We start from the raw sequence: 20,771 nt of genomic DNA, 5'->3' as shown, positions 1-20,771 counted from the left end.
ATCCTTAACCCGTGAGGGCGCGACGGAAAGGTGCTATGCGTCCATCAAAAGGTGCTTTGCGTCCACATGGATACGCTCTCCCAGCTCCTTCACACCGCCCGGTTGCGAGCGCCGCTTTTCGCTGACCTCCGGCTCGGCGCCAATGTTTCCGTCGGGCTGCCGAGCTTGGGTTGTCTGCCGCTTCACTACGTGGCCAAGGGGGCGTGCCGAATCAGAATGGGAGCGGAAAGCGACGACCTCGTCGAGGGAGACGTGGCCATACCGGTGCGCGCCACTCAGTATCGCTTGGAGACCGGGAGCGGCGTCCGCCGGTTCGAAGTCATGGACCATGCCGAGCGGGATGACTTTACGATTGAGCAATTAAAGACCGGTGTCGATCGGCTGTTGACGAGCAAAATGGGCGGAAAAGGTTTGAGCGCGCGGGTGCTCTCGACCCTGTTGGTTCCGGCCGATCGGAATGGCGGTCTCTTTCGCAACCTGCCGGACCTCATTCTTATTCATGATGTGAAATCCCTGCTCGAGCCGTGGCTCGTTGATGCGATCGACGTCATGGCGATGAATGGACGCGACCATGAGCCTGGACAAAGCGCCATCGCGGAGCGATTGGCCGAAGTCGTTTTCATCGCGGCCTTGCGTCGATGGCTTCTCGACAGAGGCCAGCAACCGGGGTGGATGCGCGGCCTCGGGGATCCGGCCATTTCGCGGGTTGTCAATGCAATTCATGCAGACCCTGGCAGACGATGGTCGCTGCATGAGCTGGCGACCGCGTCGGGTCGTTCACGTTCGGGGTTTTCCCGGCATTTCCGAGAGGTGATGAACGAGACGCCGTTCGCCTACCTCTTGCGATGGCGGATGCACATCGCGACCGAGGCGGTCGCAAAAAGCAACCGATCAATCGCCGAGATCGCCGACTCCCTGGGCTATCGGGAAGCGCGGGCCTTTATTCGTGCCTTCGTCACCGCTCTCGGGGAGTCGCCGGCGCAATATCGACGCCGGATGCGATCGGGCTAGTGTCTTGATGCTGGATGGAATGACCTGAGCCGCGCGTTTGCAGCGTTTGCCTGCGGTCAGCTTCGGTCTAGCAGGGCCGGCAGCAGACGCCGGGCCGCCTCGGTGGTGCCGGGACGGGCCATCTCCAGGATCGTGATGCCGTCCATGATCGCGAGCACCGCGGCGGCGGTGGCCTCGTTGTCGGGCGAGGGGTGCAACCGGCTGATGATCCAATTGAGCCACGCCCGGATGGTGTGGCCCGCGACGTCACGATAGGGCGCCTCATTGCGGGCCGCCCGGGCGATCACCTCCGTCCACAGGCGCATGAACGGCGCCGTGGCCGGATCGATGCCGGCCTGCATCATGTTGGCGAGGAAATCCCCGGCGGTTTGCAGCGCCTCCGAAGCGGTTGCGTCCTGCATCACCGCCATGCGCTCTGAGATGCGCGTGAGCACGGCGCGCACCAGAGCGTCCTTGGTGCCGAAATAATACAGCAGCATGCGCCCGCTGGTGGACAGGCGCGCGGCGAGTCCGCGCAACGCGAGGGCTTCGAGCCCGTCCTGGAGCACGATCGTGGCGATTGCGTCCGTCAGTTCGGCGCGCTTGGCAGTGTCGTTCGGCGCCATTCCGAATTCCTGTAGCAGGTGTTACGCCAGCCTGCTATGTAACGCATGTTACGCAAAAGGAGGCTGCCATGCTCGACAAACGACAGTTAGCAATCCTGTGCGCCGTGGGCGCGTTGTTCTGGCTTGCCGACCTGGCCTGGATCCGGCTCGTTCCGGTGTTTGTCGTCGGCCCGTTCTGGGGCGATCTCGGCTTTCTGGTCAGCGTTCCCGTCGCCTGGTTTTGTGTGCGGGTTTGCCGGCGTCTGGCCGGTCTCGACGTCGTGCAACTTGTCCCCGGCGCTACCCTGCTTGTGGTAGTGGCGGCTTTGTTGCACGGTTTGGCACTCCGCTGGGCTCCGGCGCTCTATGGTGGCGATCATGCCGGTCGTCTCGGTGGGGCCTGGCTGCTCTGGATTTACGGGCTGATCCTTGGGGCCGCATTGCTGTCGGCGCGGGACGCCAAACAAGCCCGACCTGTTCGCGCCGCCATGATCTAAGCGAAATGCTGCATCGCGGAATGGTGACCACAAGGTTGGCGACTTCGCACCCATGTGAACGGCCTTGGCTTGGCGGGATACGTGTCGGATGCCGGAGAACTCTCTCTCCATTCTGCTCTCGAGACTCGACTTCGGATGGATTACGACACTCCATATTCTCTATCCGCCGCTCACCATCGGGCTCGCCGCCATGCTGTTCATCGGCGAGGCGCTCTGGGTTCGAACCAACGATGACTACTGGTATCGCCTGACCCGCTTCTTCGAGCGGTTGCTGATCATCAACTTCGCGGCCGGTGTGGCCACCGGCATCACCATGGAGCTGGCGTTCGGCATCCTGTATGGCCCGTTCTCGCAGGCCTCTGGGCCGTTCTTTGGACAGGTGCTGGGCTACGAGACCATTACCGCCTTTATGTATGAAGCCGGCTTCATCGGCCTGATGGTGTTCGGCTGGGGCAAGATCAGCCGCCGCATGCACCTGTTCGCGACCTTCAACGTCGCCCTCTCCTCCGCCTTGTCCGCGATGTGGATTTTGGTTGCCAACTCGTGGATGCAGACGCCGACGGGGGTTACCTTCCGTAACGGCGTTTTCGTCGTGAAAAACTGGTGGAAGGCGCTGTTCAATCCGGACGTCACCTTCGCCTTCCCGCACATGCTGGTCGCCTCGTTCGAGGAGGCGCTCGGCGTGGTTGCCGCCGTCTCGGCCTGGTACTTGCTCAAGGGGCGCCATGTCGTTCTGTTCAGGCGCTCGCTGAAGTCCGTGATGCTGGCCCTGCTGATCATCGCCCCATTGCAGGTCTGGCTTGGCGATTCGATGGGCCTGACGATTGCCGAGCACCAGCCGACCGTGCTCGCCGCGATGGAGGGCCACTATCACACCAACAATCCCGACGGCAGCGTCAACACCGGCTGGCATCTGCTCGCCTGGCCCAACGCGAACAACGACGGAACCGCCTGGGCGGTGACCATCCCGCACGTGCTGAGCCTGCTCGAGACCCATAGCTGGAGCGGCAGCGTCAAGGGCATGGACGAATTCCCGGCCAAGGATCGTCCGCCGATGCTGATCCCGTTCTACGGCTTTCGGGTCATGGTCGCCTGCGGCTTTGCCATGGTCGGTCTGGCCATCTGGGGCTGCTGGCTGGTGTTCCGCCAACGCATCGACGCCCGCACCGCCGGTAACACCTGGTTCCTGCGCGCGACGATTGCCGCAGCCGTCCTCCCCTACATCACCGTGTGGGTCGGCTGGTGGACGCGCGAGGTCGGCCGGCAACCCTGGGTGGTCTACGGCATCATGCGCACCGCGCAAGGCGTGAGCCATATGTCCGTGGCTCAGGAACTGCTCTGGCTGATCGGCTATGCCGGCTTCGAGCTGACGGTTTGGGGCAGCACCTGGTGGTTCCTCAGCAAGATCATTCGCCAGGGACCCAACATGGACAGCCCGATCCCGCGCGGTGGCGAAGAAAGCCTTGGCACATTGTCTTCGGACAGCAGACCGGAGCTGGGCGAGACCGAGACGCCCAAGGCGGAGCGTCCCGTCAGGCCCGGGCAACCGCACCCGGCCTGACCAGCTTTAACCGCCGGCCGTATCACACGAGGCTCGACCATGGACGCTCTCAACCACACGCAACACATACTCGCTATTGGCTGGTGGCTCGCCGTTGCGTTCAGCATCCTGCTCTACATCGTCCTTGACGGCGCCGATCTCGGCGCCGGGATCTTTTCGTTGTTCGTGCCGGATACCGACGAGCGCGGCGCGATCATGCAGGCAATGGCCGGCACCTGGGATGCCAATGAGACGTGGCTGATCGTTGCCGGCGGCATCCTGTTCGGCTCATTTCCGTTCGCCTATGGATCAGCACTCAGCTACCTGATGATCCCGCTCGTCTTCGTGCTCTGGGGCATCCTGACAAGGGCAGTGGCGCTCGAATTCCGTCACTTGGCCGAACAGAAATGGAAGCGCTTTACCGACGCGGCATTCGGTCTTTCCAGCCTGACGGTGACGTTCTTTGGCGGCGTGTGCGTCGGCGCCGTGCTGCACGGCTTCCCGCTCACCCACCAGGCCAACATCGTGCCGACCTATGTCGGTGGCGCGTTCCGCTTCATCAGCCCGTTCAGCCTGTGGACCGGTGTCGCGGCCGTGCTTGCGGTGTCGTTGTCCGGCGGCCTGTTCGTACGGGCGCGATTTGAGGCCGAGGAGCCGGTGCGCAAGCACGCGGCACGCTGGACGAACATCGTTTTCTACCTGGCGCTGGCCGCCGTGCCGTTGTCGGTGCTGTTCATGTTCCTGAGTTTCCCCTGGGCGTCGAAGACCTGGATCGGACCGTATTTCTGGGCCTGGGCGGCGATCCCGCTGGCGGCGATGTTCACCACCTTCATGATGCGCCGGGCCTCGGCCCACGAACGCGATGTGGCGGCCATTCTCTGGCTCAACGCGACGATCGTCATCATGGCGGGCGGTCTGCTGGGGACGATCTACCCGTTCATCATTCCCAACACCTGGACGGTCGGCAGTGCCGCGAGCCGCGAGATTTCGCTCGGCACCTTCCTGTTCACGATCGTCGGGCTATTCCCCGTGATGTTGATGTACAACTGGTATCAAATCTGGGTGTTCCGCGCGCGGGTGGCCAAGCTCGCCTCCTATCATGCCTGACGATGCCCGCCATGCTTGAGCGGCGCTCCACGCGTGCGCTCCGTGTCCTGTGGAACCTGCGCCTGCTCGGGCTCTTCCTGATTGGGCCAGTGGTGGGCGTGTTGCTCGGCGGCGTGATTTTCGGTTTGCCGGACGATTTGCGATGGGCGGCCGTGATCGCGTTCCTGGTCAGCCTGTCCTTGTTCGGCATGCTGGCCAAGGGTGAATGGCGGCGGCTGTCGCGTTCAGGCCGCGCCCGGTGAGCACCCATTCGGCGCCAATGCCACGGGCAACCGGCAAGGCGCTGGAACGCTGGCTACGGCGTCAAGCAGGTGAGGCGCGCCTGCCGCTCGCGGCAGCCGTCTGTGCCGGCGCCCTCGGCGGTATCGTCCTGATCGCGCAATCCTGGGTGCTGGCTCGGATCATCGACGCTGTCGTCGTCGGCCGGCACGATTTGCGCGCGGTCGAGCCATGGCTGGTCGCACTCCTGGCCATCTTTGTATTGCGCGCGATCGCAGCACTCATCTCGGAGTCGATGGCCTTCGAGGCCGGCGCTCGGATCGTCCGCGCGGTTCGGGCGAAGCTGCAGTCGCACGTGACCGCGCTTGGGCCGTCCTGGACGCGGCTCGCGCGCACCGGCGAGGTCGCGGGCACGCTGTTCGACTCGGTGGAAAGCATCGGCCGCTACTACACCACCTATTTGCCGCAGAGCGCGCTCGTCGCCTTCGTGCCCCTGGCGATCCTTGCCTTCGTCATCCCGACCGACTGGGTGTCGGGGCTGATCATGACGCTCTCGGCGCCGCTCGTCCCGCTGTTCATGATCCTCATCGGCAAGGGCACCGAAGCGCTGAACCAGTCGCAATGGCGCATCCTCGCGCGCATGAGCGGGCACGTGTTCGACGCCATCGAGGGCCTGACCACGCTCAAGCTGTTCAATGCGAGCCGCGCCGAAATCCAGGCGGTCGCCGAGATGTCCGACAACTACCGGGTGGCGACGATGGCCGTGCTGCGCGTGGCCTTCCTGTCGTCGCTGGTGCTCGAATTCATCGCCACCATCAGCATCGCCATGGTCGCGGTCTATATCGGCTTTCGACTCTATTACGGTGAGATGCACCTGCTGCCGGGTCTGGCGGTGCTGCTGATCGCCCCCGAGTTCTACCGGGTACTGCGCGCGATGGGCACGCAATACCACGCGCGCATGGAGGCGATCGGCGCGGCGCAGGCGATCGTGGCGTTGCTGGAGACCGAGCCGCCGCGCGCTCCCGGCCACGGCGTCTCCCTCCCGCGCGGCACGGTCACGACCGTCCGCTTCGAACAGATCGGGTTTTCGTATGGCGCCACGCCGATCCTCAGGGGGATCAATCTGACGCTCGCGCGCGGCCGCTGCATTGCTCTCGTCGGGCCGTCCGGATCGGGCAAGACGACGCTGGCTGAGCTGCTGCTCGGCTTCGTGCCGCCGTCGCATGGGCGGCTGACCGCGGATGGCGTCGATCTCGATCTGCTGTCGCCGGCAGAATGGCGGCGTCGGATCGTCTGGCTGCCGCAACGCCCGACCTTGTTCCATGGCTCCGTCCTCGACAACATCCGCCTGGGTTGGCCGGATGCCGATCCACAGAGCGTGCGTCGCGCGGTCGAGCAAGCGGGCGCGGACGATCTCATCGCCCGACTGGCGAACGGCTACGACACGCTGCTCGGCGATCGCGGCCAGGGACTTTCGGGCGGCGAAATCCAGCGGATTGCCCTCGCGCGCGTGTTCCTCAAACAGGCCGACATCATGATCCTCGACGAGCCGACTGCCGGGCTCGACGCGGAGCTGGCGGCGCGGGTGGCGCGGTCCATCCAGGCGTTGTCGGCGACCCGTGCCACGTTGGTGATCGCCCATGACGAGACGATGGTCCAGCACGCCGACGAGGTCATGGTGCTCGAAGGCGGCCGTCTCGTCGCTCCCCGCGTTCTCGCATGAACAAGGTGGGGGCATGAGCACCACACTGCGATTACTGTCGTTCTACCGGCCCTACGCCGGCTGGCTCGCTGGCGGGATCGCGCTCAACGTCGTCGTCATCCTCGCCAATGTCGGGCTGCTCTCACTCGCCGGCTGGTTCATCACCGCAATGGCGCTGCACGGCCTCTATGGCGCGCCGATCGAGTATTTCGCACCGGCGGCGGCGATCCGCGGGCTCGCTTTGCTGCGCACCGGCGGCCGCTATCTTGAGCGCCTGGTGACGCACGAGGCCACGTTCCGGCTGCTCGCCGCCCTGCGCGTCTGGTTCTACGCGCGCCTGGAGCCGCTGGCGCCGGCCCGCCTGCAGCATCATCGCGGCGGCGACCTGATGAGCCGTATCCGCTCCGACATCGACAGCCTCGACAACCTCTATTTGCGGGTGCTGGCACCGACCGCGGCGGCAGCAATAAGCGGGCTGCTGCTGGTCGGCTTCCTAGCGTTGTTCAGCCCGTCCGCGGCGCTGCTCCTGGCGATCTGTCTTGTCGGCGCCGGGATCGCCTTGCCGCTCGCCACGCAGCGTCTCGGCCAGGGTCCAGGGCGGAGGGTCGTTGCCATCCGGGCGGAGTTGCGCAGCGTGGTGTCGGACACGGTGCAAGGCCTGGGCGAACTCATGGTCAACGCCGCGATCGGTCGCAAGGAGGCGGAGATCGCAGCCCTTAGCCAATCCCTGATCGCGGAGCAGCGCCGTCAGGCACGCCTGGCCATCGTCTCGACGGCGCTATCGGGCCTGGTGGCGGCCCTTGCCCTCATCGGCGCGCTCGTAATTGCCATTCCGCTCGTGCGCAATGGCGGACTGTCCGGGCCGGAGCTTGCGATGGTCGCGTTCTTTGTAATGGGCAGTTTTGAGGCGGTCGCACCGCTCCCGGCCGCGTTCCAGGCGCTCGGGGAGACGCTGGCGGCGGCGCGGCGGATCTTCTCCCTCGTCGACGCCGAGCCGGCGGTTGCCGAGCCGGCCCGCGAGGCCCCCGCGCCGGGCCGTGTCGACATCCGCATCCGTGGCTTGCGCATGCGCTATGAAGCAGGCGCCCCCTGGGCTCTCGACGGCATCGATCTCGACCTGCCGCAGGGCGGCCGCCTCGGTGTCGTCGGCGCGAGCGGATCGGGCAAGACCAGCATCCTCAACGTGTTGCTGCGATTTTGGGACTCTGCCGCCGGCGAGGTGACGATCGGTGGCGTGCCGCTGGCGAGGCTGCGCGGCGAGACCGTGCGCGGCCTGTGCAGCGTGGTGTCGCAGCGGACGCATCTGTTCAATGCGAGCATTCGCGACAACCTGGTTCTGGCGCGGCCGGATGCGACCGACGCCGAACTGCACGCGGCCCTCCGCGAGGCGTTCCTGGAGGCGGACATCGCGGCCCTGCCGGACGGTCTCGAAACGCTGGTGGGCGAAAACGGCGCGCGCTTTTCCGGCGGCCAAGCGAGACGCCTCGCCATTGCGCGCGCGTTCCTGAAGGACGCGCCGATACTGCTTCTGGACGAGCCGACCGAGGGGTTGGACGGGGTTTCCGAACGCGCCGTGCTCGACGCGCTTCGGACCCTGATGCGCGGACGGACTACGCTGCTGATTACGCATCGCCCGCAGGCGCTGCGCGACATGGATGCGGTGATCCGGCTGGATGCCGGCCGGATCTTCTCGCATGAATCAGGCGGCCTGTTGCCGCACGTAGGCGTGCACGAGATCGGCTAGGTGGCTGTCGAACCAGTCGCCCATCTCCTGCTCCTCCTGCATCGACTGCCGCAACACCGAGGTGTCGCCCGCTGCACCCGCCGCCTCGGCCAAGGTCAGCAGGACCTGGTACGATGCGACCTCGTAGGCCTTGAAGCCGACGGCCGCGAGCACGTCTTTCAGCATACTATCGCCGGCCCCGGCATGGGCGAAGCCTGCGACTGTCGCCACCGTGCCGCTCACAGCCTCCTTTGCCACTGATTTGCTGGTGCCGTGCTTTGCCATCAGCTCATCGAGGCGCGCGGCCTGGGTGGTCGACCGCCCCTTATCCGCCTGCATCCGCGCGTGCAGTTCGGGATAGGGCTTCATCCTGCCCAGCTGGTTCTGGATGGTTCCGATCGCCTGGGTCTCGACCGCATGCTGATTGCGCAGCCCAACCAGATAGGCGTCCATTGCGGGGTTCGATTGACTCACGTAGGGTCCTCCAACTTGTGGTTGGGGCGCAACGCCGCCCCAAGAGGGCGGATGCAGACCAGTTCGATCATGACTACGCGACTGAATGCGCGAAGCAGCACCTGGCTTTTCCTGGACCCTGGCCTTTCCTGAGCGCAGCCGCTAAACGCCGCACTCCGCGGGCGGGAAGGGTAGTGTCAAACAATGCGACGCAAGCGCGGACGCGCCCTGGATGGCTGGTTGCTGGTCGACAAACCGGCCGGCATGACCAGCACCGACGTGGTCAACCGCGTGCGTCGTGGCTTCGATGCGCAAAAGGCTGGCCATGGCGGCACGCTCGATCCGCTGGCGACCGGGCTGCTGCCGGTAGCGTTCGGGGCGGCGACCAAGACCGTGCCCTACATCATGGACGGCACCAAGCTGTATTATTTCACCTTGCGCTTCGGTGAGGCGCGCGACACCGACGATGCCGATGGCGCGGTCATTGGTACCTCGGACGTGCGGCCCGACGACACGACAATTACCGCGGCACTGGCGGCGTTCACTGGTGAGATCATGCAGGTGCCGCCGGTGTTTTCCGCCATCAAGGTGGCCGGCGAGCGGGCCTATGACATGGCGCGCGAGGGCCGTGCGCCGGTGCTGGAGGCGCGCCCGGCGCGCATCGACCGGTTCGAGCTGATCGAGCGGCTCGACGACGACCGCGCGGTGTTCGCGGTGCAATCGGGCAAGGGGGTGTATATGCGCAGCCTTGCCCGCGACCTGTCGCTGGCCTGTGGCAGCGTCGGGCACGTGGCCGCGCTGCGCCGGCTGCGTGTTGGGCCGTTCACGATTGCGGACGCGATTTCGCTGGACAAAATCACTAGCGGGGCGGACAACGCGCCTGCTCCTCCGGCGCTGCTGCGTCCGGTCGCGACCGCGCTGGCCGACATCCCGGCGCTGGCCCTGACTGGAATCGAAGCGGAAAGCCTCTCGCACGGCCAGGCGATCAGCCTGATCGGGTTGATTGGCCGGATCCCTGACGGCGCCGACCCCGCAGGGGGCATCGCGCGTGCCATGGACGGAGAGCGCGTGATCGGACTCTGCCGACTCGATGACGGGTGGCTGCGGCCGGAGCGCCTGCTCTAACCCTTACCCACGGAGTATTCCGATGTCGATTACAGCCGAGCGCCGCACGGCGCTCATCGGCGATTATGCCACTGCCAGCGCCGACACCGGCTCGCCCGAAGTGCAGGTCGCCCTGCTGAGCGAGCGGATCGTCAATCTCACCGAGCATCTGAAGACCCACGCGAAGGATTTCCACTCGCGTCGTGGCCTGCTGATGCTGGTCGGCCGCCGCCGCAGGTTGTTGGACTATCTCAAGCGCAAGGATCAGGGGCGTTACACCACCCTGATTGGTCGTCTCGGGCTTCGTCGCTAGCCCGAGGCGTCCCCTACAACTTCCTACAACATCGTCAGGCAAACGCTCGGAGGCACATCGCGACCCGGCGTTTCAGGCCACATGGAGGAACATCAACGCTCCATGCCGTCCGAAACGCCGCATCCGCCCCGGCCTGTTTGCTGACACAGACAGGAACTGGAACACACCATGTTCAACTTCTATCGCAAGGAAATCGAGTGGGGCGGCCGTCCGCTCATCATCGAGACCGGTAAGATCGCGCGCCAGGCCGATGGCGCCGTCATGGTCCATTACGGCGATACCATCGTGCTGTGCACGGCGGTCGGCGCCAGGAGCGTCAAGCCGGGACAGGATTTCTTCCCGCTGACCGTGAACTACCAGGAAAAGGCATTCGCCGCCGGTAAGATCCCGGGCGGCTTTTTCAAGCGCGAGGGCCGTCCGTCCGAGGCTGAAATCCTTAACTCGCGCCTGATCGACCGGCCGATCCGGCCACTCTTCCCCGACGGATTCCGCAACGAGGTGCAGGTCGTCTGCACCGTGCTGAGCCACGACCTGGAGAACGATCCCGCCATTGTCGCGATGATCGGCGCCTCGGCAGCACTCACCTTGTCGGGCATTCCCTTCTTCGGGCCGATCGCCGGCTGTCGCGTCGGTTATGTGGACGGCGAATACGTGCTCAACCCGACGCTCGACCAGGTCAAGGAAGGTCAGCTCGACCTGGTATTGGCGGGCACCGCCGAAGGCGTGCTGATGGTCGAGAGCGAGGCCTCGGAGCTCTCCGAGGAAGTCATGCTCGGCGCCGTGACCTTCGGGCATGCGGCGTTGCAGCCGGTGATCGGGGCGATCATCGCACTCGCCGAGCATGCCGCAAAGGCGCCGTGGGCGCTGTCCGAGGAGTCCGCCGAGGCGGCAGCCCTGAAGGCCCGCATCGATATGCTCGGACGGGCCAGCATTGCCGCGGCCTACAAGGAGCGCGTCAAGCAGGCCCGCGTCGAGAAGGTCGGGGCCGCGAAGAGGCAGGTTCTGGAATCGCTCAAGGCCGAGGGCCTGGATACCGAGGCCGCCAAGCCGATGCTAAAGAAGCTCGAAGCGGACATCGTGCGTGGCGACGTCCTCGATACCGGCCTGCGCATCGATGGCCGCGACCTGCGCACGGTGCGCCAGATCATCGCCGAGGTCGGCATCCTGCCGCGCGCGCACGGCTCGGCGCTGTTTACCCGTGGCGAGACCCAGGCGCTGGTGGTCACCACGCTCGGCACCGGCCAGGACGAGCAGATCATCGACGCGCTGGAAGGCGAGTACCGCTCCAACTTCATGCTGCACTACAACTTCCCGCCTTATTCGGTGGGCGAGGCGGGTCGTATGGGCTCGCCTGGGCGTCGCGAGATCGGCCATGGCAAGCTCGCCTGGCGTGCGGTGCGTCCGCTGCTGCCCACCAAGGAGGCCTTCCCCTACACCTTGCGCGTGGTCAGCGAGATCACCGAAAGCAACGGCTCATCGTCGATGGCGACGGTGTGCGGCGCCTCGCTGTCGTTGATGGATGCCGGCGTGCCGCTCGCGCGTCCGGTGGCCGGCATCGCCATGGGCCTGATCAAGGAGGATCGCGGCTATGCCGTGCTCTCCGACATCCTCGGCGACGAGGACCATCTCGGCGACATGGACTTCAAGGTGGCCGGCACCGAGCAGGGCGTCACCTCGCTGCAAATGGACATCAAGATCACCTCGATCACGCCCGAGATCATGAAGGTGGCGCTGGAGCAGGCGCGCGAGGGCCGGCTGCATATCCTGGGCGAAATGGCGCTGGCCCTCACCCAGGGTCGCGCCGGGGTTTCCGCCACGGCACCGAAGATCACCGTCATTAACGTGCCCAAGGAGAAGCTGCGCGACATCATCGGCACCGGCGGCAAGGTGATCCGCGAGATCACCGAGACCACTGGCTGCAAGATCGACATCAATGATGACGGCACCGTGAAGATCGCCGCGAGCTCCGATGCGCAGGCACAAAAGGCGATCGATCGTATTCGCGGTATCGTCGCCGAGCCGGAGGTCGGTGTGATCTACAACGGCAAGGTGGTGAAGGTTGCCGATTTCGGTGCCTTCGTGAACTTCCTCGGCGCCCGCGACGGGCTCGTGCATATCAGTGAACTCGCCCAGGGGCGTGTTGCCAGGACCGCCGATGTGGTTGCCCAAGGCGATTCCGTGAAGGTGAAGGTGCTCGGCTTCGATGATCGCGGCAAAGTGAAACTTTCGATGCGGGTCGTCGACCAGGAGACTGGCGCCGATATCAGCGACGTGGTGGGCGCTAAAGGCCGCGAGCGGCACGCCGAAGCGCCTGCCGGCTGAACGAATATGCGGTCCCGCCGGATGAAACTTGCGGGACCGGCCTACGCTCACGATCTGTAACCCGATAAAACAAAATTGGGCCCGACGCATTTCGGGAGATCTGGAGCAAATAAGACGGTGATGAAGACGATCAATGCGATCAGGCTGGGTGGAACCGAGGTTCTGCCTCTGGTCGAGGGCGGCAAGGGGGTTTCGGTCTCGACCGGGATTTCTTCGGGCCACTGGGCAGCGGCAGGTGGCGCCGGCACCGTCAGCATCGTCAATGCCGACAGCTTCGACGAGCAGGGCCGCGTCGTGCCGCAGGTCTATCATGGCCGCACCCGCCGCGAGCGGCATGAGGAGATGGTCAGCTACGCCGTCGCCGGCGGTATCACCCAGGCCCGTGCCGCGCACGAACTCTCCGGCGGCCGCGGCCGCATCCATGCTAACATCCTGTGGGAAATGGGCGGGGCCGAGCGGGTCATCACCGGCGTTCTTGAAGGTGCGCGCGGTCTGATCAACGGGCTGACCTGCGGCGCCGGCATGCCGTACCGCCTGTCCGACATCGCCGCCCGTTTCGGCGTGCCGTATTATCCGATCGTTTCCTCTGCGCGTGCCTTCAATGCGCTCTGGAAGCGCGCCTACCACAAGGCGGCCGATCTGCTCGGCGGCGTCGTCTATGAGGACCCGTGGCTCGCCGGTGGCCATAACGGCCTGTCCAACAGCGAGGACCCCGCCAAGCCGCAGGCGCCGTTCGAGCGGGTCCTGGAACTGCGCCGGCTGATGCGCACCTTCGGGCTCGGCGACACCCCGATCATCATGGCCGGCGGCGTCTGGTGGCTCGAGGAGTGGGAGGACTGGATCGACAATCCCGATCTCGGCCCGATCGCCTTCCAGTTCGGCACCCGCCCTTTGCTCACCCAGGAGAGCCCGATCCCCGAGGCATGGAAGCAGCGGCTGTTTCACCTGGCCAAGGGCGACGTGTTTCTCAACAAGTTCAGCCCGACGGGGTTCTATTCCTCCGCCGTCAATAACAGCTTCCTGCAGGGGCTGCGCGGCCGCTCCGAGCGCCAGGTGGCGTTCTCGACCGAGTCGGTGGGCGCGCACATCGCTCCGTTCGGTGTGGGCGCGCGTAAGCGACTGGTCTATCTGGCGCCCGCCGACCTCGCGCGGGTGCGCGGCTGGATGGCGGACGGGTTCACCGAGGCGCTTCGCACGCCGGACTCGACGCTGGTGTTCGAGACGCCTGAGACGGCGGCGCAGATCGTCGCCGACCAGATCGCCTGCATGGGTTGTCTGTCGGAATGCCGCTTCTCGAACTGGAGCCAGCACGGGCCCGACTACAGCAATGGCCGCAAGACCGATCCGCGTTCGTTCTGTATCCAGAAGACGCTGCAGGCGATCGCCCATGCCGACAGCGAGGATCCCGAGGTGGTTGACCGCAACCTGATGTTCGGTGGCACCAATGCCTGGCGCTTCGGCGCCGACCCGTTCTACTCGAACGGCTTCGTGCCGACGGTCAAGCAACTGGTCGAGCGTATCCTGACCGGGCGCTAAACCCGGGCGCGGATTTCGCCGACCACGGTGCCGTTCCAGTTGGTGATCCTCGGGTTCAGCAGCGCCTGCAACCCGCTCTCCTCGTCGGCGGTCATCGGCAAGTGACGCGCGATCAGCGCGGCCATCGTGACCTCTGCGGCGCGCTGCGCGCCGTCGCGGCATTTCACCGCAATGCCGAGCCCGAAATCGGGCAGGCACGCCGCGAGCACGCCTTCAGCGCCGCCCTTGCAGAACACGCGCGCGCCGAGCAGGGTCATGATGACGGTGTCGAAGCGGCCTTCGCCCGCCACCATGAACGGGTTTGCCGCGACCGCCGCGCGCAGCCTGGCCGCCGCGGCGGCACGCGGCGGCGGCAGTCCGTCGCCACTGCCGAAGCGCGCGAACCCGCGGGCCAAAGACTGCAGCGCAATGGCGTAGGTCGGGATCGCGCAGCCATCGATGGCGCGATTGCGCTCGTCGAGGCGCGCGCCGGTGACATTCGCCAGGGCCGCCGTCGCGTCAAGCATCACCGGATGGTCCGGCGCGATATAGCCCGCGGGGGCAAGCCCGCGATCTGCGGCCATGCAGATGAAGCCGGCATGCTTGCCTGAGCAGTTGTTGTGCAGGGCGCTCGGCTGTTCGCCCGCGGCCGCGAGGGCTTGCGTGGCGCGGCGCGCCGCCATGCGAGGCGCAGGCAAGGGCGAGTTCCGCATCAGTCAGGCGCAGGCGGTCGGCGGCACCACTCTCCACCAGCGGCAGCGCCAGCATGGCCTTGACCGCGGAGCGCGGAAATTCCGGGCGCGGCCCATCGCCGGCCTGGAACACCACATCGCCGGACGGATCAACGACGACGGCAGTGCCGGCGTGCGCGGACTCGATGTTGCGGCCACGCAATACCTCGGCCAGCAGTGCCTCCGCCATACCGATCAGGCGATCTCGGTGAGCCGCATGATTTCGATGGCGCCGTCGGCGATCGGCTGCACCTTGGCCATCAAGGCTTCGAGATGCGGCTGCTTGAAATGCCCATCGAGGGCCTCTGCATCGCGCCAGGTCTCGACGAAGGCGAAGCGTCGCGGATTGTCGAGGTCGCGGTGCAGCACATAAGAGAGGCAGCCCGGCTCCTGGCGGGTCGGACCTACGCAGGCGCGGGCCGCCTCCTCCATCTCGGCTTCCGTGCCCGGCCGCACGGTGACGAAGGCAACGACTTTGATCTGGTCGGACATTCCACGATCCTTTTTGCTGGTGACTCGTTGTGGTTGCAGACGCTGGCGCCGCACTCTACACCCCGCCGCTGGCAAGGAGTACCCGACGTGAACGCATCAGAGATCGCCCGTGTGCAGGCCTATTTGCGCAAGTTAATTGGGTCGGACCGCATCCGCGTGGTCAAGCCAGTTCGGGCCGGTCTTTCGGTGGAGGTCGCGATCGATCAGGAGGTGATCGGCACGCTGCACCGCGACGACGACGAGGGTGAAGTCTCCTATTCGATGCATGTCACCATCCTGGAAGAGGACCTGCCCGCCGCGGCACCGCTGCCGCGCACGCGCTGAGCATTCAGCGCAGCAGCGGCGTTCTTTCGTCGAGGTCGTTGCGGATCGCAGTGGCCGCGATGCTGGCGTGGCCGAAGGCGGTGCTGAGCTGATCCAGGCCGACGACGACGTCGCCGGCGGCATAGAGGCCAGGGACCGACGTGCGCTGGTGAGCGTCGACCTCGATGCAGCCCATCTCGGTGCAGGCGGCGCCGACGTCGATGGCCAGATCGGAATGGATGCGCGAGCCCATTGCCGGATAGGCGGTGTCGAAGTGCCAGCGTCCCGCTGCCGTGCTGACCGCGAGCTTTTCGCCGTCGATCGCAAGCTCCAGGACCGGGCCGTCCAGTAGCGTAATGCCCAAGGCGCGTAGCTCGGCGGCTTGCAGCCCACCTTCTGCAATCAGCGTCACCCGCCGCGTATAGCCGCGCAGGAAGCGTGCCTCGCGTAGGCCGTGCTCGCCGCTGCCGAATACCGCGACGTCGCGGTCGGTCACCTCGTAGCCGTCGCAGATCGGGCAGTAGCGTAGCCGGCCTTCGGCGACGGCGCGGTCATGCAGCGCGTCGGGCATCGCCGGGCGGTGGTTGGTGACGCCGGTTGCGAGCAGGACGCTGCGGGCGGGATAGGCGGCATCGGCCGCCACGGCCACGAAGCCATTCGCATCGCGGCGGAGCGAGTCGACCAGGGCGGCGACCGGCCTGATTTCGTAGAGTGCCGCCTGGGCCCGCATCCGCCCGAGCAGCTCGGTGCCGGAGATGCCCTCGGGAAAGGCGGCCTGGTTGTGCGTGCGCGGGATTGTCGCAGCACGTCCGCCACCAGCGTCGATCAGCGTCACGCTCAGATGGAAGCGCGCGAGATAGACCGCCGCGGTGAGGCCGGCGGGGCCGCCGCCGATGACCAGGCAGTCGACCGGCGTCGCGTCGTTCATCGGCATGGCTCCGGCAGCCGCGCGGCGAACCCCAGGAAAGCGCGGGCGCGGTGGCTGATGGTGTTCTTGTGATGGTCGGTCATTTCGGCAAAGCGCAGGGTCTCGCCTGCCGGCTGGAACACCGGGTCATAGCCGTGGCCGTTATCGCCGGTGGGCGGCCAGCGCAGCGCACCGTCGATTCGGCCCTCGAAGCATTCGCTCTCGCCGTCCGGCCACGCCAGGCAGAGCACGCAGACGAACCAGGCGGCCGCGTTCGCAGGCTGCGCGCTGGCTGAGACCGCGTCGTGGACGCGCCGCATCGCGACAATGAAGTCGCGTTTGGGGCCGGCCCAACGGGCGGAGAAGATGCCGGGCGCACCATCGAGCGCCGCCACACAAAATCCGGAATCGTCGGCGAGCGCCGGCAGGCCCGATGCGCGGGCGGCGGCGCGCGCCTTCAGGGCGGCATTGCCGGCGAAGCTGTCCTCGGTCTCGTCGGGTTCGGCCAATCCGAGCGACGCCGCGCCAAGCAGGGTCAGGCCGCGTCCGGCCAGCAGCTGCTCGAACTCGGCGAGCTTGCCGGGATTGTGGGTCGCGATCACGAGCCGGTCGCCGCGCGCCAGGGCCCGGCTCATGCGCGGCCCGATGCGTCCAGCGCCTTTGCCACGGCTTCGCGCTGCTGGACGAACAGCGTCTCGACACCGCCACGCGCGAGCCGCAGCAGCGCCTGGAACTCGGCCTCGGAGAACGGCGCCTGCTCGGCGGTGGCCTGGATCTCGACGATCCCGCCCGCTTGCGCCAGCACGAAATTGGCGTCCGCGGCAGCACTGCTGTCTTCGGCGTAGTCGAGGTCGGCGACGGCGATGCGCGCCTCCGCCGGCCCGACCAGGCCGCAGGAAATCGCCGCCACCTGGCCGGTCAGCGGCACCGCCTTGAGCACCCGCATGCGCACCAGCCGGTTCAGCGCGAGATTCAGCGCCACCCAGGCGCCGGTGATCGCGGCACAGCGGGTTCCGCCATCGGCGTTGAGCACGTCGCAATCGAGCGTGATCGTCATCTCGCCAAGCGCGCGCCGGTCGACCACCGCGCGCAGCGTGCGGCCGATCAGGCGCTGGATTTCCTGGGTGCGGCCGGACTGCTTGCCTTTCGCCGCCTCGCGCGCGCTCCGGCTGTGGGTGGCGCGCGGCAACATGCCGTATTCCGCCGTCACCCAGCCGATTCCCTGGTTGCGCAGGAACGGCGGCACCCGCGGCTCGACGCTGGCCGCGCACAGCACCTCGGTGTTGCCGATGCGGATCAGCACCGAACCCTCGGCATGGCGCGCGGCCCCTGGGGTGATCGAGACGGCGCGAATTTCGTCCGCCGCGCGGCCGTTGGGGCGCATGCTATACTCTGCATCGGTTGCAGGCCGGGCATAGCGCGCGCGGCCAAGCCGGCCAGGGGTGCAGCCGCCTGTTTGGAGAGACGTGAATGGATGTGAGGAGCCTGGCACCACGACCCGCTTTGCCGCCCGGGCTGGATCCGCGTTCGGCCGCGATCCTGCGCGAGATCGTCGAGCAATATGTCGAGACCGGCGATCCCGTCGGCAGCCGCACATTGTCGCGTAGGCTGCCGCAGCCGCTGTCGCCGGCGACGATCCGCAACGTCATGGCCGACCTCACCGACGCCGGGCTGCTGTTCGCGCCGCACACCTCCGCCGGCCGGCTGCCAACCGACAAGGGCCTGCGTCTGTTCGTCGACGGTCTGCTGCAGTTCGGCAGCCTGTCGGACGAGGAGCGCGACACCATCGTCAGCGTGCTCGAGGCGCGCGGGCGGTCGCTGCAGGACACCTTGTCCGATGCGTCCGCCATGCTGTCGGGCCTGTCGTCCGCGGCGGGACTGGTGCTGGCGCCGAAGAGCGACGGGCTGATCAAGCATATCGAGTTCGCGGCCCTCGGCTCCGGCAGGGCACTGGTGATCCTGGTCGGCGCCGACGGCAGGGTCGAGAACCGGGTCATCGAAATTCCGGCCGGACTGCCGCCCTCCGCCCTGATCGAGGCCGGCAACTATCTCAATGCGCGGCTCTCCGGGCTGTCGCTGGAGGAGCTGCGCCGCCACGTCACCGAAGAGATGGCAGACAACCGTACCGAGCTCGACCATCTCTCCGCCGGGGTCGTCTCCAGCGGGCTCGCCACCTGGGCCGGCGACAGCCGCGGCGGCTCGCTGATCGTGCGCGGTCAGGCGCGCCTGCTCGCCGATGTGACGCAGATCGAGCGCATCTCCACCATACAGATGCTGTTCGACCGCCTGGAAACGCAGGAGACCATGCTGCGTCTGCTCGATCTCGCCGAGCAATCCGATGGCGTGCGCATCTTCATCGGCGCCGAGAGCGGTCTGTTCGGGGTGTCCGGGGTTTCGATGGTGGTGGCACCCGCGCGTAACGAGGCAAACCGCATCGTCGGCGCCATCGGCGTGATCGGGCCGACCCGGCTGAACTACGGCCGGATCATCCCGGTTGTGGACTATACCGCACGGGTGATCGGTCGATTGCTCGGATAGGCGTGTTCGCCGCCCAGAGTCACGTCGAGACACACCTTCGCATGCCTGATCAGCGCCTTGCGGCTGTCGTCCGCAGCATCCAAGTCGGCGCCCCTCGATCACACCTTGCGGCGTGGCCCAACAGGATGCGTCTCGGGTGCGTTTCATAAGCCGACAAGAGCGGATTGTCGGAATGCGACGATGCGGAGCGCAGTCTATCCATGCTCGACTGGGATGATCTTCGATTTTTCCTTGCTCTTTCCCGCAGCGGCAACCTCTCCGCCGCGGCAAAACATTTGCGTGTCGCGCAGTCCACGGTCGGACGCAGGCTTGCGTCACTCGAAGCAAGCCTCGGCGTGCGTCTGCTCAACCGTACGCCGAACGGCTACCTGCCGACCCTGGCCGGTCAGGATGTGCGCGAGCAGGCTGAGCGGCTCGAGGCCGCGACCTTGCATCTGGAGCACACGGTCGGCGGTCGCGACACCCGCCTGGCCGGACTGGTTCGTGTCACCTGCGCGGAGACCATCGCCAGCCAGCTCCTGGCGCCGTGTCTGGCATCGGTGTCGGCAGAGCATGCGGACATCATGATCGAGTTGATCCCTGATCCGCGAGAACTCAGTCTGTCGATGCGCGAGGCGGATATCGCGGTTCGGTTGGAGCGATCCGAGCAGAACGAACTGGTCATACGCAAGATCGGCAGCCTGGCTTTCGGCCTTTATGCCAGCCCGACCTATCTGGAGCGGCACGGCACGCCGGCATTCGATGATGGCTGCGTCGGGCAGTTCCTGATTACCCAGGACGAAGACATACAGGATGCAGCACGAAATCGCTGGCTGGAGGGGATGGCGCCGCGCGCCCGCGTATCGATGCAAACGAGCAGCCATGAGGCGGCCGTGGCCGCTTCATTGCACGGCGGCGGCCTGGCCTGCCTCGCCCGGTTCCGGGCGGACCGCGAAGGCGGGCTGTGCCGCCTTGCCACCCCTGCGCCCGCGCCGGGTGCCGCACTCTGGCTGGTCGTGCACAAGGACAATCGCGCGACCCCGCGAATACGACTTATCCTGGCGCATTTGACCGAATGCATGCGCAACCTTGCCGAGGCACTGGATCCGACCGATCCACAGGCTGGGCTCAACGGATACGACACTGCAATTTTGCATAGTCGGTTTTTGAAATCGCATTCTGCGAGCCGGTAACTATCGGCTGGTCATGCCGTTGCTACCGGCACGAACGTCGGTTCCGCGGCGCCTTCGCAGCAGGATTCCGAAATGCCCATCGACGGCGAGTCACGAGCAGGAAACACGCAAGCCGATCGTCAAACAATTGCGTTGCACGCGGAAGACCTCTCGATTGCACGGAGAAGGATCGCGGGCGACAGCGTTACGGTGCGCGTTGTCACGCACGAGACGGAGCAGCAGATTGACGAGGCGCTGCACCACGAGCGCGTTGAGATCACCAGGGTTCCAGTTGGTCGTATTGTTGACGGGCTACCACCCGTCCGCGAAGACGGTAACCTGACCGTCATGTCCGTCGTCGAGGAGGTGATCGTCGTCGAACACAAGCTGCGGCTCGTCGAGGAAATCCACATCCGGCGTATCCAGGCCGACGACCGGCACAGGGAGACCGTCATGGTGCGGCACCAGGAAGCCGTCATCACGCGCACCGCGCCCGCCAGCCAGGAAGTCAGTGGCGGGATGGTCACCGATACCCACTCCAACCCGAAGACATAGGAAT

The 20,771-nt window shown here is 66.3% G+C and carries 21 protein-coding genes and 1 pseudogene; 15 read left to right on the top strand and 7 right to left on the bottom strand.

Translation table 11 applies throughout. From position 1 onward, the window contains the following. The first annotated feature begins 66 nt into the window (after positions 1 to 66). Positions 67 to 1,011 carry a cupin domain-containing protein gene (locus ACQY4K_RS06685; protein ID WP_428394535.1) on the top strand — a complete coding sequence of 315 codons (945 nt, stop codon included), beginning with the start codon at positions 67 to 69 and terminating at the stop codon, positions 1,009 to 1,011. Between the two features lie 56 nt (positions 1,012 to 1,067). Here ACQY4K_RS06685 and ACQY4K_RS06680 read toward each other — a convergent pair whose 3' ends face one another. Further along, positions 1,068 to 1,616: a TetR/AcrR family transcriptional regulator gene (locus ACQY4K_RS06680; RefSeq protein WP_428394533.1), complete on the bottom strand. Its 549-nt coding sequence runs from the start codon at positions 1,614 to 1,616 to the stop codon at positions 1,068 to 1,070. Positions 1,617 to 1,684: 68 nt separating this feature from the next. On the opposite strand from ACQY4K_RS06680, the gene ACQY4K_RS06675 reads away from it, so the two are divergent. From ACQY4K_RS06675 to cydC, 6 genes are all read left to right on the top strand, one after another. Continuing rightward, complete coding sequence (locus ACQY4K_RS06675; RefSeq protein ID WP_428394531.1) at positions 1,685 to 2,092, top strand: hypothetical protein; 408 nt, start codon at positions 1,685 to 1,687, stop codon at positions 2,090 to 2,092. 88 nt (positions 2,093 to 2,180) lie between these two features. Continuing rightward, entirely contained in the window at positions 2,181 to 3,653 is a 1,473-nt protein-coding gene (locus tag ACQY4K_RS06670) for a cytochrome ubiquinol oxidase subunit I (protein ID WP_428394530.1), read from the top strand. Positions 3,654 to 3,692: 39 nt separating this feature from the next. Continuing rightward, positions 3,693 to 4,739: a cytochrome d ubiquinol oxidase subunit II gene (locus ACQY4K_RS06665; protein ID WP_428394528.1), complete on the top strand. Its 1,047-nt coding sequence runs from the start codon at positions 3,693 to 3,695 to the stop codon at positions 4,737 to 4,739. A gap of 11 nt (positions 4,740 to 4,750) precedes the next feature. Continuing rightward, positions 4,751 to 4,981 (top strand): hypothetical protein, encoded by a 231-nt coding sequence (locus ACQY4K_RS06660; protein WP_428394526.1) that lies wholly within the window; start codon positions 4,751 to 4,753, stop codon positions 4,979 to 4,981. Then, positions 4,978 to 6,681, top strand: coding sequence for a thiol reductant ABC exporter subunit CydD (gene cydD, locus ACQY4K_RS06655; RefSeq protein WP_428394524.1), 1,704 nt, complete (start codon positions 4,978 to 4,980; stop codon positions 6,679 to 6,681). Before ACQY4K_RS06660 ends, cydD begins: the two co-directional genes overlap by 4 nt. Positions 6,682 to 6,694: 13 nt before the next feature. Then, complete coding sequence (gene cydC, locus ACQY4K_RS06650) at positions 6,695 to 8,404, top strand: thiol reductant ABC exporter subunit CydC (RefSeq protein WP_428394522.1); 1,710 nt, start codon at positions 6,695 to 6,697, stop codon at positions 8,402 to 8,404. Here the strand turns inward: cydC and ACQY4K_RS06645 are convergent. After that, positions 8,360 to 8,857 carry a DUF892 family protein gene (locus ACQY4K_RS06645; RefSeq protein ID WP_428394520.1) on the bottom strand — a complete coding sequence of 166 codons (498 nt, stop codon included), beginning with the start codon at positions 8,855 to 8,857 and terminating at the stop codon, positions 8,360 to 8,362. The genes cydC and ACQY4K_RS06645 overlap by 45 nt on opposite strands. Before the next feature lie 183 nt (positions 8,858 to 9,040). Between ACQY4K_RS06645 and truB the strand changes: the two genes are divergently transcribed. From truB to ACQY4K_RS06625, 4 genes are all read left to right on the top strand, one after another. Beyond that, on the top strand, positions 9,041 to 9,961 hold the full coding sequence (gene truB, locus ACQY4K_RS06640) for a tRNA pseudouridine(55) synthase TruB (RefSeq protein ID WP_428394518.1): 921 nt from the start codon (positions 9,041 to 9,043) through the stop codon (positions 9,959 to 9,961). 22 nt (positions 9,962 to 9,983) lie between these two features. After that, positions 9,984 to 10,253: a 30S ribosomal protein S15 gene (gene rpsO, locus ACQY4K_RS06635; protein ID WP_428394516.1), complete on the top strand. Its 270-nt coding sequence runs from the start codon at positions 9,984 to 9,986 to the stop codon at positions 10,251 to 10,253. Between the two features lie 168 nt (positions 10,254 to 10,421). Further along, positions 10,422 to 12,575 carry a polyribonucleotide nucleotidyltransferase gene (gene pnp / locus ACQY4K_RS06630; protein WP_428394514.1) on the top strand — a complete coding sequence of 718 codons (2,154 nt, stop codon included), beginning with the start codon at positions 10,422 to 10,424 and terminating at the stop codon, positions 12,573 to 12,575. A gap of 120 nt (positions 12,576 to 12,695) precedes the next feature. Then, positions 12,696 to 14,111 carry an NAD(P)H-dependent flavin oxidoreductase gene (locus ACQY4K_RS06625; RefSeq protein WP_428394512.1) on the top strand — a complete coding sequence of 472 codons (1,416 nt, stop codon included), beginning with the start codon at positions 12,696 to 12,698 and terminating at the stop codon, positions 14,109 to 14,111. Here ACQY4K_RS06625 and ACQY4K_RS06620 read toward each other — a convergent pair. Together ACQY4K_RS06620 and ACQY4K_RS06615 are read right to left on the bottom strand one after the other, a co-directional pair. Next, positions 14,108 to 15,011 (bottom strand): annotated as a pseudogene (locus ACQY4K_RS06620) (asparaginase). The gene ACQY4K_RS06625 and the pseudogene ACQY4K_RS06620 overlap by 4 nt on opposite strands. A 5-nt stretch (positions 15,012 to 15,016) precedes the next feature. Next, the gene (locus tag ACQY4K_RS06615; protein WP_428394510.1) at positions 15,017 to 15,313 is read right to left on the bottom strand and encodes a putative quinol monooxygenase; all 297 of its coding nucleotides are present in this window, start codon (positions 15,311 to 15,313) and stop codon (positions 15,017 to 15,019) included. Positions 15,314 to 15,400: 87 nt separating this feature from the next. Here ACQY4K_RS06615 and ACQY4K_RS06610 point away from each other — a divergent pair, with 87 nt between their 5' ends. Further along, the gene (locus ACQY4K_RS06610) at positions 15,401 to 15,637 is read left to right on the top strand and encodes a DUF3126 family protein (protein ID WP_428394508.1); all 237 of its coding nucleotides are present in this window, start codon (positions 15,401 to 15,403) and stop codon (positions 15,635 to 15,637) included. A 4-nt stretch (positions 15,638 to 15,641) separates the two neighbouring features. Here ACQY4K_RS06610 and ACQY4K_RS06605 read toward each other — a convergent pair whose 3' ends face one another. The 3 genes from ACQY4K_RS06605 to rph are packed head-to-tail and all read right to left on the bottom strand — an operon-like array spanning position 15,642 to position 17,907. Next, positions 15,642 to 16,544, bottom strand: coding sequence for an NAD(P)/FAD-dependent oxidoreductase (locus ACQY4K_RS06605; protein ID WP_428394506.1), 903 nt, complete (start codon positions 16,542 to 16,544; stop codon positions 15,642 to 15,644). After that, positions 16,541 to 17,158 carry an RdgB/HAM1 family non-canonical purine NTP pyrophosphatase gene (gene rdgB, locus ACQY4K_RS06600; RefSeq protein WP_428394504.1) on the bottom strand — a complete coding sequence of 206 codons (618 nt, stop codon included), beginning with the start codon at positions 17,156 to 17,158 and terminating at the stop codon, positions 16,541 to 16,543. Before rdgB ends, ACQY4K_RS06605 begins: the two co-directional genes overlap by 4 nt. Next, the gene (gene rph / locus ACQY4K_RS06595; RefSeq protein WP_428394502.1) at positions 17,155 to 17,907 is read right to left on the bottom strand and encodes a ribonuclease PH; all 753 of its coding nucleotides are present in this window, start codon (positions 17,905 to 17,907) and stop codon (positions 17,155 to 17,157) included. The genes rdgB and rph overlap by 4 nt, the downstream gene beginning before the upstream one ends. An 86-nt stretch (positions 17,908 to 17,993) precedes the next feature. On the opposite strand from rph, the gene hrcA reads away from it, so the two are divergent. From hrcA to ACQY4K_RS06580, 3 genes are all read left to right on the top strand, one after another. Next, positions 17,994 to 19,061, top strand: a complete 1,068-nt coding sequence (gene hrcA / locus ACQY4K_RS06590; RefSeq protein ID WP_428394500.1) for a heat-inducible transcriptional repressor HrcA — start codon at positions 17,994 to 17,996, stop codon at positions 19,059 to 19,061. Positions 19,062 to 19,261: 200 nt separating this feature from the next. Then, positions 19,262 to 20,233 (top strand): LysR family transcriptional regulator, encoded by a 972-nt coding sequence (locus ACQY4K_RS06585; RefSeq protein ID WP_428394498.1) that lies wholly within the window; start codon positions 19,262 to 19,264, stop codon positions 20,231 to 20,233. Positions 20,234 to 20,305: 72 nt separating this feature from the next. Then, positions 20,306 to 20,767 (top strand): DUF2382 domain-containing protein, encoded by a 462-nt coding sequence (locus ACQY4K_RS06580; protein ID WP_428394496.1) that lies wholly within the window; start codon positions 20,306 to 20,308, stop codon positions 20,765 to 20,767. Positions 20,768 to 20,771 lie beyond the last annotated feature (4 nt).

The organism is Lichenicoccus sp., from assembly GCF_965276875.1.
GTDB lineage: Bacteria > Pseudomonadota > Alphaproteobacteria > Acetobacterales > Acetobacteraceae > Lichenicoccus.
The sequence above is the reverse complement of the archived record's forward strand: the minus strand, read 5'-3'. Positions and strand labels throughout refer to the sequence as shown.